This is a genomic window from Streptomyces sp. cmx-4-9 (genome assembly GCF_046548835.1).
Classification (GTDB): domain Bacteria; phylum Actinomycetota; class Actinomycetes; order Streptomycetales; family Streptomycetaceae; genus Streptomyces.
Genome location: NZ_JAEBEE010000020.1, coordinates 1 through 11,290 on the forward strand (window position 1 = coordinate 1; position 11,290 = coordinate 11,290).

Here is an 11,290-nt window from a genome sequence, read left to right on the forward strand (position 1 = left end):
CATAAGCGAAGCGCTGGGCCATAGCTCGCTCTCTGGACTCCGCGCGGCCGTCAAGGTCCCGTACGCGGCAGTCCAGAGCCTCACCGGCCCGCACTCGGTCACCGGCCTGAGTGGGGCTGCAGAGGGGCGCTCAGGGCCGCCAGGCCCTGGTGCCCCGGTGCAGCCCCACGCCCCGAATCCGGGCGGTCCCGACGACCGCCGGTCCGGTGATACCTGGGTGCTGCTGGGGGTGAACCAAGGCCGTTGGAGGGGTTCTGGTGAGCTGAACCTAGGGGTGAGCCGGGGAGGTGACCCTAGGGGTGAACCTCCTTCCGGTGACTTCGGACGCCGTGCAGGTGAGAGCGCTGCTGGTGACTGGTGAGTCCCGGACATGTCTTGTGGGGGTGGGGTTGCGGGGCGCGGGGATCGGTCGGCGGATGGAGGTCGGCTGCGGTCCCGCAGGGTCAAGATCGCCGGGTTGCAAGAGGTGTGCCTCGCCGGGGGCGGGATCTTCATAGGTGATGGAGGTGTCCGTCTTCCTGGTGCTCGTCGGCGTACGTCATCTCGGAGACGTACGGGCGGAGTCGGTGACGTACACGCTGGCGGCGGCCGGAGCCGAGCCGTGAAAAAGTGCCGGCACTTTTGGCGACTCTCGACTCCGGCCGCCCGGGCCGCGAAAAGTGCCGGCACATTTGACGGCTCGCGCGGCCGGAGTCGAGCCGCGAAAACTGCCGGCACTTTTGGGTGTGGGATCCATGCCAGCTATCAGCACCACCCGCTTCCCTACCGGAGCTGATCGGCCGCGTACGGTCGGCGCCATGAGCTACGAGACACCCCGATCGTCGGACGGCACCCGCCTGTGCGCGTGGTGCGGCGATCCGGTCGTACAGTCCGGCGTCGGCCGGGCGAAGGAGTACTGCAAGCAGGGCTGCCGGGAGATGGCCTACCGGGCGCGAAAGGAGGAGCGACTGATCAAGGAGGCCGTCGCCGCGGCGCTTCTTTCGTCAACTGACAATCACTCCGTTTCGTCAACTGACGATCGAGTGCCGGCCCCAAAACCGTCAGTTGACGAAACGGTTTCTGTGCAGGTCAGAGCGCCGATTCCTGCTCCGTCTGTTGATCCTGATCCTCCGGCGGCGGTTCCGGTGGTGAGGCCTGTGTTGTCCGAGGCTCAGCTGGCCAGGAGGCGGCAGGAGGCGGTCGAGGCTGCGGAGGCGTGGAAGAGGCGAAACCGCAACCGCAGTGGCATGACGGCGTCGCCCATGCCGCTGCCCCCGTCCGCCGAGGACGACGAGCGGGTCGTGCTGCCGTCGTGGGAAGACCCGGAGATAGAGCGTCGGGTGAGTGGGCACATCGAACGGGAAGGCCTGGGTGGCGAGTAGTGCCGGCGCCCCGCGCCATGTGTCGGGCCTGAGTGGGTGGTCCCTCCGGTCTGGGCGGCAGGCTTGCCCTGAGCGCGCCGACGCAGGGGCCGCCAAGGCTGCCTCCGGCACGCTTGCGCTCGGCCTTGGCGGCCCCTGTGGCGGTGTGCTGACCTCCGGTGCCGTCCAGGGCGGAGGGGGCGCCCACGACCCTCTACAGACCCACCCACGGGCCCGCAGGCACCGGCGGTGCTCCCGGCCCCTCTGGGACTGGTGGCCGGGTGTGGGCGGAGCCCACGTGTCTGTGGCGTGAGGGCTTCCTGCGGCCCTGACATGGGAAAGCCCCCGCCGGATCACTGGCGGGGGCTTTGTGGTGCCTGGGAGGGCTAGAGGGGGGTGTAGAACTTCAGGATGGTGGCGCCGCTTACGACCTTGACGGCCACCTCGACAATGCGGTCGTCCTCAAGGAACACGGTTCGAACGACCTGGCTCACGCCGACTGTTCCGGTCAGGCCGAGGGCGGCCTTTTCCACGTCGGTGGCGTTGCGCTGGCTGACCTCCTCCAACACACCCCGCTGGCGGCTGCCAAGGCGTTCGGCGGCAAGCTCGCGGGAGGCGCCTGTACTGACCGGCTCGGTCAGTTCGGGCGTCACCGCGATCACGTATGCCGGGTAGTAGCTGGACGAGTAGTGCACCGGTACGCCGTCCCGGCTCACCACGCGTCGGCGGACGGCGACAGGGGTCCCCGGCTCGACGTCCAGGCGGGCCGCGACGATCTCGTCAGCGGCCACGGTGCCCACCTCCAGGATCCGGGAGACCTCCCCCTCTGAGAGGGCCTTGCCGGTCGCGGCGTATGTGTCCACACGGCTCTTGATGTTGCTGCTGATAGGTGCGGCGGCGACTGTGCCGACGCCGACCTTGGCAGTGGTGAGTCCCCACTGCTTGAGCTGGGCGTATGCCCGATTGGCTGTCTTCATGGACACGCCGTGGGTCTCGCAGACGTCCCGGAGTGAGGGAAGCGTCTCGCCCTTGGGGATCTCGCCTGTGCGGATCTTGTCGGCGTAGTACGCGGCGATGCCCGCGTACCCCTCACCCTCGCTCATCCTGGCCTCTCCTCCGTGCGGGTGCTGACCCCCTGTGGGTCTAGCTGTCTACGCCCGACGGTAGACCACTCAGCGAATTTGGTACAGCACTGGATCCAGTGCTGGACTCGTCTGGGTCTAGTGCTTTACCTTGGGCGAGCCAATTGGCCCCGGGGAGACCTCTCCTGACGGGCCATCTCTTCCATGCTCGGAGGGCACGTAGATGAGCGCCGAGAGGGTCAACAACTTCAGGCAGCGGCAGGCGGAGCAGCCGTTCACCGCGCCGGCGGCGGGTGCCAACGGCACGCAGGCGAAGCGGAACACCACGAAGAACAGTTCCGCGCAGTTCACGGGCTTTGCCCCGTCGTTCGGGCTGAACGTGAACGTCAACGGGGGCGGCCGCGGTGGCGGCCAGCGCGGCACGGCGGCCAGCGGCCAGGGCGGCGGTTCGCACTTCATCCTCGGGGAGCCTGAGTTCAACAGCTCCGAGGACATCCGGAACTACTGCAACCACGTCCGAGCCCTGATGCTCCAGGTCGCGATCGAGATGGCGATGGCCGCGAAGATCCTGGAGGCCCGCCTGGCTCAGGCCCAGAGCTTGCCCGGGGACAACCCGATCCAGGGTCGGATGCGGGCTCGGAAGGTCGGCCGGAAGCTCAAGAAGGCCGCCGACGGCGCCACCGCTTCAGCGAAGGGTGCGGTTGCCGCGTACGGCGCGTTCACCCGCGAGTACGCCGACCTGATGCGCCCGCGCCCCCAGCGCACCGCCTCCACCAACCCGTTCAAGTACTGAGAGGCGGCGCCCGATGCCCAGCAAGGATCTCGTCCAGCAGCACGAGGACCGCCTCAACTCCGGCTCCTCCACCAGCCTCACCGCTTGGCTCGCGCACAGGGCCAAGCCCTTTGCCCCGGCCTGGGTCGTCACGGGCGCGGTCGGCCTCGCCGGTGGCGGCGCGAACCTGATGTGGGCCGACTCGGCTCCGGCCGGGGTGGGCCTCACCCTCGCCTCGGTCGGCCTGACGGCTGCTGCCTGGTGGGCGGGCAAGTCCACCGGCCCCCAGCGCCGCCTGCACTCCGCGATCACCGTGGCGGCCGGATCGGCGTGGCTCACCTCCGCCGCGCTGGCCGGGCCGCTCACCGGTCCGCTCCCCGACATCTACCTGATGGGCGGCGCGACGTTCGCCCTGTCCTGGAACATCCGCCAGGTCATGCGCTCCAGCGCCGGTGAGACGTCCGGCTCCGACTCGGACAAGGGCCTCCTGGAGAAGGTCGGGCTTGCCCGCACCAAGCTCAAGGACGTCAAGGTCGAGCCGAACCGGGTCACCGTCCCCTATGAGCTGCCTGCTGGTGAACTCACCAACGACGACGTCGCCAAGGCCATCCCCCGGATCGCTTCCGCGCTCGACGTGCCCACCACCGCGATCCGCGTCCAGCACGACCCCGACTCCGCGCGGAAGGGACAGTTCGTGATCGTCCCGGAGGACATGCTCAAGACGCCGACCATGTGGCCGGGCCCGTTCGCCCCTGCCCAGTCCGTGGCGATCCCGCTGCGGATCGGCGTCTACGACGACGGCTCCGACCTCGTGCTCCCGCTCCTCGACGCGATCCACATCCTGATCATGGGGATGACCGGCTCCGGCAAGACCGAGGGCGCCCTCGACGTCCTCTTCGAACTGCTGACCCGCAGCGACGTCGTGGTCTGGCTGGCCGACGCGGCCAAGGCCGGGCAGGACTTCCAGCCGCTGCTCCCCGCCGTCGACTGGGCGGCGCTCGACACCCCGTCCGCCGGCGCGATGGTCGCGGCCGTCCAGGCCGTCATCCCCGCCCGGACCGGGTGGCTGCGTGACCACGGCTACCGGGCCTGGGAGCCCGCGGCCGCCGAGCCGCAGACCAACCCCGCCCACTCCTGCGCAGCTTCCGGCGCCTGTGGCTGCCCCGGCATGCCGTACCTGATCGCGTGGATGGAGGAGGCGGCCAAGCTCCTGCGCGACCTGGGCGACGACGTCTTCACCGGCATCGCCCAAGAGGCCCGCTCTGCTGGGGTCTCGCTCGTCGTCTCCATGCAGCGCGCTTCCGGCTACCAGCTCTCCACCGACACCCGCGCGTCCCTCCCGGCCGCGATGTGCTTCGGCGTCCGGGGCGACGACGCTGGGTTCGCGCTCCCCGAGGAGGTCCTGGACGCGGGCGCCAACCCGGCCGCCTGGGGCAACAAGCGCAAGGGGTACGTGTACCTGGTCTCCGCCGGGGTGGAGGAGGACCTGTACGCCAACCCGGCGCGGACGTTCTGGACCGGCCCGTCCGGTGAGTACGAGAAGGCCGCCGCTTGGGTGGTCAACCAGTTCGCCGGGATCCGCTCCAGCCTCGACGCAGTCACCGCGGGCGCCGCTGCCCGGGTCGCGGGTGACCTGTTCACCAACCGCCGTGCCCTGGTCGGCTCCCCGGCTGCCCCGGTGGAGCTCACCGAGGAGCAGGAGTCGGCCCGGGAGGTCGGCGCACTCCTGGACGCCGAGGACGTCGACCTGGACCCGACCGCCGAACTGGAGCCGGTGGACGCCGATGTCGCGCTCCCGGCGGCCAAGCCCTCGACGGAAGAGGCTCGGGAGCTGCTGCGGGAGCTCGTGGAAATGCTCGCCTCGGTCGGCCCCGGCACGGTCGCCGTGAAGGACGTCAAGCCGTACCTGGAGCAGCTTGGCCGGGACCGGTCCTGGGTCTCCAAGGAGATGAAGAAACTCGCCGACTCGGGCCTGCTCGCCCCCACCGGCGAGGAGGGCGTCTACCGCCTCCTGCCGGTCCTCGCCGGGATCTGACGACCCCCGCACACCCGCACACCCGCACACCGCGAATCCCCACGTCACACGGCGTGTGAATAGGGCCGCACACCCGCCCGCACACCCCCACCGCACACCGCCCGCACACCGAAACGCAGTGGGCCGCCCCGAGCGACCGGGGCGGCCCCGACGCCCACGGAGGTACCCGTGAACGCCAACCCCCAGTATCCCGACACCGGCCGCCAGATCTCGACCGAGGACCTGCTCGCCGCGCTCCTGCCCGACTCCCCCGCCGGCGCCCAGCCGACCGCCCCGGCCCCGGCCGCCCCCGCGGCTTCCCCCGTCCTCGACGTGGCCGCGCTCCTGGAACTCGCCCGCCGACAGGGCGCCCTCGAAGTCGCGGTCGCCCAGCAGACTCCGGCGCTCCCCGCCGTCCCGGAGAAGTCCGGGCCGATCGTGCCTCGGTGGGCTGTTGGCACCGCCGTGGCCGCTGTCGGCATCGGGGTCGGCGGGACGCTCCTCGGGTTCGCCCTCGACCTGCTCGCCACCGGGGCCGCCGCCCTCGCGGCCGGGATCACCGCTGCCGCGCCCATGCTGCTCCTCGGTGCGGTCCTGGTCGCAGCCCTCCTTGGCCGCCGGTCTGGCAAGGACAACGGGGGGTTCGAGGTCACGCAGACCGTCGTCCAGACCATCACGCAGACGGTCAAGGGCGGTGGCCGATGAGCCAGCGGACCGCAGAGCGCTGGGCCCTGATCGCGGCCGGGGTCGTCATCGTTGCCCTCACCGCCGGGGCGTTCTGGCTCTCCTACGCCCACCTCGCCGAGGTCGCGGGCCTCCACGGGCTCGGCCGGTCCCCTGTCCGCCAGTGGGCCTGGCCCGCCACCCTTGACGCGTTCATCGTCGCGGGCGAACTCCTCATGCTCCGTGCCGGCCTTCGCCGGACCACCGACGGCTGGGCCATCGGCCTCACCGCCGCCGGGTCTGTCGGCTCAATCGTCCTCAACGTCGCAGGGGTCACCGGCTCGCGGGACGCCGCGACCGTCCCCCTCCTCGACTACGTCGTCGCGGCTGTCCCCCCGACCGCCGCCCTCCTCGCCTTCGGCGTCCTCATGCGACAGGTCCACCAGCTCGTCGCTGACGCCGAGATCACCCCCGCCGCCGACAAGGACACCGCGGGGGCCGGAACCGTCCCCCCGCTGTCCCACCTCCACGAAGAGGTGTACCGCCCGGCCGCCGTTGAGGTGCCGACGGCAGCCCTGGCCCCGGTAGAACCGCTGGTCATCTGCGGGGGACAGCTCGCCGTGCCGCCTGTCCCCCCGCGCCCCAAGCTCGACACCGAGACCGCCCGCGCCGCGATCGAGCAGGCCTGGCAGGAGGGCCTGTCCATCCGTGACGCGGCCCGCCTCTCCACCCGGTCCCCGTCCCAGGTACAGCGCGTGTACGCCCAGCTCGACGCCGAGCGCGACGAGGTGTCCCTCCCCCAGCAGACAGAGCTTGAAGGGATTGCGGCATGACCACGCAGAGGACCATCACCGTCGACCAGGCCCGGCAGATCGTCTTCGACGCGTACACCACCGGACTCCCCCAGGCCGCCGCTGCAAAGCTCCTCACCGGCCAGGCCACTCAGGCCTGGGTCACCTCGGAGTACGCAGCCCTCCGGCGGCGCGGCATCCCCGCGATGAGCGGACAGGGGAGCCTCTTCGACCCCGCAGCCGAGAACTGACCGAACGCGAACGCCCGCCGGCCTTTCGACCGGCGGGCGTTACTCGGCCCTTGAAACCTCATCAGCCCCAGTACGGCGCGGGCGTCCGTCGCCTGATGACCCGCCACCTGTGGCAGGCTCGACCCGCAGGACGCTCTAGACAACGCGAAGGGCCCCGGCGGTTGCACGCCGGGGCCCAGATCGCGAACACCACAACCCAAAAGACTTCTCACGGACTCCGGATTGGTGCTCACGTAGTGCTTTCCCATGATGCAGGACATCCGGCCTCGACCGCGACCGCGTCTTCGGACGCGTCGCGGACCGGGGCCGTTCGTGTACCCGGACCCCGATGCCACTGCGGTACGAAAATCGCCCACATTCGGGGCAAAGTTCCCAAGGTCTACTGCTCGGACCGCTGTCGGAAGGCCGCGAAGCGCGCCATCGCGAAGGCGCTGGAGACGTCCGGCGGCAACCCCGGACAACTTGGTACTGAACCAACAGAGTTTCGGGGCACTCCTTTGGCAGCCGGTTCTGGGGGCGTGGCGAAGGCCGCTGCGGTCGCCACGCCGGAGGATCCCGAGGCCAAGCGCAAGCGGGATGCGGCCCGGCGGAAGGCTGCCCGGTACGGCCAGCGCCGCACGCTGTGGCGGATCACGGGCGACCCGAAATGCCGCGGCTGCGGCCGTAACGTCCTGGACCCGTCTTCCGGCGCGCTGGTCGTCCAGACCGCCGAGGGCGGCACGCTCGTCCTCGGCGTCGAGAAGTGCGCCCGGATCTGGCTGTGCCCGGTCTGCTCCCGCAAGATCCGCCAGAAGCGCACCGAGGAGATCACCCTCGGGGTGTGCGACTGGATCCGGCGCGGCGGCATGGCCTTCCTGATCTCGCTCACCGCCCGACACGACTTCGAGGACCGCCTCGCGGACCTGATGGACGCGCTACAGGGCAGCCGGAAGGGCACGGACGCGGAGATCCGCGCCGCCCGCCGGGTCCGTGCCGAGGCCGACGCCGCGTACGGCTTGGTCGAGGCCGAGGAAACCCTCGCCGTCCACGCCGCGCGCCGGGACGCTCCCAAGGGAGTGAAGCGCCGGGCTATGGCCGCCGCCCGTGAGGATTACGTTCCCCGACTCGCCGAGGCCCGCCGTGTCCTGGCTGACGCACAGGCCGCGCTGTCGGCCACGGGCCGTCAGGCAGGCGCCTACCAACGCTTGATCACCGGCGGCCAGTGGGCGGGCGACGCGCGCGCGCTGACCGAGGGCGGCCAGATCGGGATCCGGGGCCGGATCGGCTACATCGGCATGATCCGGGCCACCGAGGTCACCGTGGGCGACACCTTCCTGTGGCACCCGCACATCCACGTCATCGTCCTGGTCGGCGGTTCCTTCGCCACCGACCTCGACGGGAAGCGCGTCCTGGGCGACGTCTTCGCCCCCGACGAGGACGACCTCCAGGCGTGGGAGGAGCACTGGCGCACGGTCTGGACGGGCCACCTGGAGGGCATCAACCCGAAGTACCGGCCCACCGACGAGTGCAGCCGTGAGGGCTGCAAGTGCGACGGCAAGGGCCACGGCGTCGACTTCAAGCGCCTGGAGACCGTCCAGGACGCCCAGCAGGCGGGCGAGTACATCGCCAAGACGCAGGACGGCAAGAGCCCCGCCTACGAGCTCGCCGCGGGCGACCTCAAGACCGGCCGCAACGGCAACATGACCCCCTTCGAGGTCCTGGGCAGGATCGGTGACCTGATGGGCGGCGTCGACCCGGACAGCGTGCGCGGCCACGGCTCGATGGAGTGGTGCATCGCGATCTGGCACGAGTACGAGAAGGCGGTCTCAGGCCGTCGCGCGATCGAGTGGACCCGAGGGCTGCGCCAGCTGCTCGGTATCGAGGGCGGCGACACCGAGGAAGACGACCTCGACAAGCTCTTTGAGGACGACGAAGCCTCCGAGTTCCGGGCCGGGGTCCGCGTCGCGGACGACGGATGGAAGGCCATGGCGCGCAAGGGACTCGACTTCGAGGCGACTCAGGCCGCCGAGGGCACGGACGGCAACTCGGACGCGATCCGGGACCGGATGGTCGCCGTCGCCACGGCGGCCGGGGCTACCGAGCAGACCGCGGCCGGATGGGTGGAGCCTCTGTCGCCAATGCAGGTCGGGGAGGCGTACGCCACGATCTTGGAGAACCAGGCCCGTCGCCGGGAGGAATCCGTGGCCCGGCGCCGACGCGAACGCGCCCGCGAGACACTGCCCGACCGCCTCCGCCTCGCGCTCGTGCTCCTGGCCCTCGACCACCGCTCCGGCCGGGACGGCTGGACTTGGGCGTGGACCCGACCCGCGAAGTCCTGACCTCCCCCGACCGCCCGCACACGGGGCGCCGACCCGGCTAACGGCACCGCATCCCCTAACTTGCTCCGCTTACGGGGCCGGTGCCGAGAGTGCGCCGGCCCCGCAAGACTCCCGCGTCCTGGTCCTCGATGTCGTCGCCCTGGTGCTCGTCGTGCTCGGCTCGTTCGGCGGGGAGAAGCCGCGGCGCTGGGGTCGTGGTCGTGGTCCTGGTGCTCGTCGTCGGACCGGTGCCGAGTGCGCGGCGGGGGGTGCTCATGGTGGCAGTCTGCCGGTCGGTGCGGTGCCCGGGATCCTCTTGCCGCCGTGCCCGGCGTGACCTTTTCGTAATAGACCTGGGTCTCGCGACTGGGCTGAGTTATTGGGCCCGGTAACCACTATTTTGCTCCGCTCTGCGGCCCCGCGCCCCTACCGGCCCCGGCCTTTCCGGGGCTCCTGCTGCTGCCCCGGCCGGTACGGCGCCGTTCCCGGCACAGCACCGAAGGACGGCCCCGGTGACCGTCGACTGCCCGGCACCGTGGTGCTCTTCGCCCGTGCTGCGGCGGCCATCCGGTCCTGAGCGGTGGCGGGCGGGGCCTGCGCGACGACGGCCGGTCGGGCGGGCAGCGCATACGCAAGTCGCGGATCCGGCTGCCCCAGCACGCTCCGGAGCTGGCCCCAGGCGAGATCCCGCGAGATCTTCGAAGCGGAGGACCACACCTGTACGTCGGCTGCGTCGCGCCACCCGGGCAGGCTGAACGAGTAGCCCGACATTCGGCCGGCCTTGGTGTTGGCCCGGAACTCGACCCCGGCCGCTGTCAGGGCCGCCTCGAAGGCCTGCCGACCCCCGCCGGCCGACTGGTCGCGGGCGGCGCGGACCAGGTCGCGCAGCTGCTCGCGCTCCGGCCGCGCGGCCCCTCGCCGCAGGGCGGCTTCCCGCTCGGGTCCCGAGACCTGCGGAGAGACCCTGTCGCTGCGGGTCTCGGCATCGAGCAGGCCGTGCTCGCGCTCCAGCGCGCGGACGATCGGCCGGGAGCGGGCGTAGTCGTGGCTGTCGGAGAGGACTTCGCCTGACCACGCGACGCGGGACACCGTGATGTGGATGTGGTCGTCACCATGGCGTACGGCGGTCCAGGGCACATCGGCGCCCCACATCCGTTCGACGTACTGGGCGGCGATCTGCGCCCACTGCTCGTCAGGCAGGACGCCGTCCTCGTCTGGCAGGGAGAGGCTGCACCGCCAAATCGGCCGGCCGATGTCGGGCCGCTGCCTGGTGTGCCGGTCCATGATCCGGGCCACCTGCTGCGGGGTCCCTGGCACCGACCCGGCCACGATCCGGGCGTCTTGGTGCTCCTCGCGGTGCCCCGGCCCGAAGTCGTACCGGAGCGCTCCGCCGGCGCGCTTCCCCTTGGTGACCTTTGCAATCAATGGTCGGCCTCGATGTCGTCCGCGGTCACCCGGTCCGGACCTAGCCCGCGCACTGCGAGTGCTGCGCGGCCGACCTCCTCGGCTGCGGCCTGGATGGCGGCGTGGAGCTCGCGCTGCTCATGGCTGTACCGCGTGAGCTGGTTCAGGTTGTTGGCGGCGGCGGCGAGCTGATCGAAGGCCTGCCGGTTGACCTCCGGCACGACGGGGATGTCGCCGGGTACTCCGCGGCGGCCGGTCAGCCGCTCGGTCACCACTGCCCGCACCCAGGCGCCGAGTTCGCGCCGGCCGGTCGCGGCCTGCGCCTTTCGCCACCGCTCCAGCTCCTGCGGCGTCAGCCGCACGGACACGCAGTGCGTGCGCTTCTCCCCTTGCGTCCCCCGGACCATCAGGCCGTCCCCTCCTCGGTGGTGATCTCTGATCACCACCCTGCCTTGTCCCGGCCGCAGGCCTGGGACAGGGCAGCGGATCGGCCCCCTCGGGGCCGGTCCGTGCCCCGCGGCGACCGAAGGGAGCGGCGGGCGAGCGGCCCATAAGCGAAGCGCTGGGCCATAGCTCGCTCTCTGGACTCCGCGCGGCCGTCAAGGTCCCGTACGCGGCAGTCCAGAGCCTCACCGGCCCGCACTCGGTCACCGGCCTGAGTGGGGCTGCAGAGGGG

General features: G+C 71.2%; 11 protein-coding genes. 7 read left to right on the forward strand and 4 right to left on the reverse strand.

The features are described 5' to 3' along the window. The first annotated feature begins 797 nt into the window (after positions 1-797). On the forward strand, positions 798-1,361 hold the full coding sequence (locus tag ACLJTM_RS34435) for a hypothetical protein (protein ID WP_411107765.1): 564 nt from the start codon (positions 798-800) through the stop codon (positions 1,359-1,361). Positions 1,362-1,726: 365 nt separating this feature from the next. Here ACLJTM_RS34435 and ACLJTM_RS34440 read toward each other — a convergent pair whose 3' ends face one another. Further along, complete coding sequence (locus tag ACLJTM_RS34440; protein WP_411107766.1) at positions 1,727-2,443, reverse strand: GntR family transcriptional regulator; 717 nt, start codon at positions 2,441-2,443, stop codon at positions 1,727-1,729. 202 nt (positions 2,444-2,645) lie between these two features. Here ACLJTM_RS34440 and traA point away from each other — a divergent pair, with 202 nt between their 5' ends. From traA to ACLJTM_RS34470, 6 genes are all read left to right on the forward strand, one after another. After that, entirely contained in the window at positions 2,646-3,215 is a 570-nt protein-coding gene (gene traA, locus ACLJTM_RS34445; protein ID WP_411107767.1) for a plasmid transfer protein TraA, read from the forward strand. A gap of 13 nt (positions 3,216-3,228) precedes the next feature. Beyond that, a complete protein-coding gene (gene traB, locus ACLJTM_RS34450) occupies positions 3,229-5,229 on the forward strand; it encodes a plasmid transfer protein TraB (protein ID WP_411107768.1) in 2,001 nt (666 codons plus the stop codon). A 168-nt stretch (positions 5,230-5,397) separates the two neighbouring features. Then, positions 5,398-5,913: a hypothetical protein gene (locus tag ACLJTM_RS34455; RefSeq protein WP_411107769.1), complete on the forward strand. Its 516-nt coding sequence runs from the start codon at positions 5,398-5,400 to the stop codon at positions 5,911-5,913. Beyond that, the gene (locus ACLJTM_RS34460) at positions 5,910-6,704 is read left to right on the forward strand and encodes a DUF2637 domain-containing protein (RefSeq protein WP_411107770.1); all 795 of its coding nucleotides are present in this window, start codon (positions 5,910-5,912) and stop codon (positions 6,702-6,704) included. The genes ACLJTM_RS34455 and ACLJTM_RS34460 overlap by 4 nt, the downstream gene beginning before the upstream one ends. Beyond that, positions 6,701-6,913, forward strand: coding sequence for a hypothetical protein (locus ACLJTM_RS34465; RefSeq protein ID WP_411107771.1), 213 nt, complete (start codon positions 6,701-6,703; stop codon positions 6,911-6,913). The genes ACLJTM_RS34460 and ACLJTM_RS34465 overlap by 4 nt, the downstream gene beginning before the upstream one ends. A 518-nt stretch (positions 6,914-7,431) precedes the next feature. After that, positions 7,432-9,231, forward strand: coding sequence for a hypothetical protein (locus ACLJTM_RS34470; RefSeq protein ID WP_411107772.1), 1,800 nt, complete (start codon positions 7,432-7,434; stop codon positions 9,229-9,231). Between the two features lie 55 nt (positions 9,232-9,286). Here the strand turns inward: ACLJTM_RS34470 and ACLJTM_RS34475 are convergent, their stop codons facing one another. The 3 genes from ACLJTM_RS34475 to ACLJTM_RS34485 all read right to left on the reverse strand — a co-directional run bounded on the left by ACLJTM_RS34475 (position 9,287) and on the right by ACLJTM_RS34485 (position 11,021). Then, positions 9,287-9,487 carry a hypothetical protein gene (locus ACLJTM_RS34475; protein WP_411107773.1) on the reverse strand — a complete coding sequence of 67 codons (201 nt, stop codon included), beginning with the start codon at positions 9,485-9,487 and terminating at the stop codon, positions 9,287-9,289. Positions 9,488-9,636: 149 nt separating this feature from the next. Next, positions 9,637-10,635 (reverse strand): relaxase/mobilization nuclease domain-containing protein, encoded by a 999-nt coding sequence (locus tag ACLJTM_RS34480; RefSeq protein WP_411107774.1) that lies wholly within the window; start codon positions 10,633-10,635, stop codon positions 9,637-9,639. Beyond that, the gene (locus tag ACLJTM_RS34485) at positions 10,632-11,021 is read right to left on the reverse strand and encodes a plasmid mobilization protein (RefSeq protein ID WP_411107775.1); all 390 of its coding nucleotides are present in this window, start codon (positions 11,019-11,021) and stop codon (positions 10,632-10,634) included. The genes ACLJTM_RS34480 and ACLJTM_RS34485 overlap by 4 nt, the downstream gene beginning before the upstream one ends. Positions 11,022-11,290: the final 269 nt, after the last annotated feature.

What these genes read in the sequence shown, in the direction of transcription:
- ACLJTM_RS34435 (WP_411107765.1), top strand. Translation starts at nt 798, where the DNA reads ATGAGCTACGAGACACCCCGATCGTCGGACGGCACCCGCCTGTGCGCG.
- ACLJTM_RS34440 (WP_411107766.1), bottom strand. Translation starts at nt 2,443, where the DNA reads ATGAGCGAGGGTGAGGGGTACGCGGGCATCGCCGCGTACTACGCCGAC.
- traA (WP_411107767.1), top strand. Translation starts at nt 2,646, where the DNA reads ATGAGCGCCGAGAGGGTCAACAACTTCAGGCAGCGGCAGGCGGAGCAG.
- traB (WP_411107768.1), top strand. Translation starts at nt 3,229, where the DNA reads ATGCCCAGCAAGGATCTCGTCCAGCAGCACGAGGACCGCCTCAACTCC.
- ACLJTM_RS34460 (WP_411107770.1), top strand. Translation starts at nt 5,910, where the DNA reads ATGAGCCAGCGGACCGCAGAGCGCTGGGCCCTGATCGCGGCCGGGGTC.
- ACLJTM_RS34465 (WP_411107771.1), top strand. Translation starts at nt 6,701, where the DNA reads ATGACCACGCAGAGGACCATCACCGTCGACCAGGCCCGGCAGATCGTC.
- ACLJTM_RS34475 (WP_411107773.1), bottom strand. Translation starts at nt 9,487, where the DNA reads ATGAGCACCCCCCGCCGCGCACTCGGCACCGGTCCGACGACGAGCACC.
- ACLJTM_RS34485 (WP_411107775.1), bottom strand. Translation starts at nt 11,021, where the DNA reads ATGGTCCGGGGGACGCAAGGGGAGAAGCGCACGCACTGCGTGTCCGTG.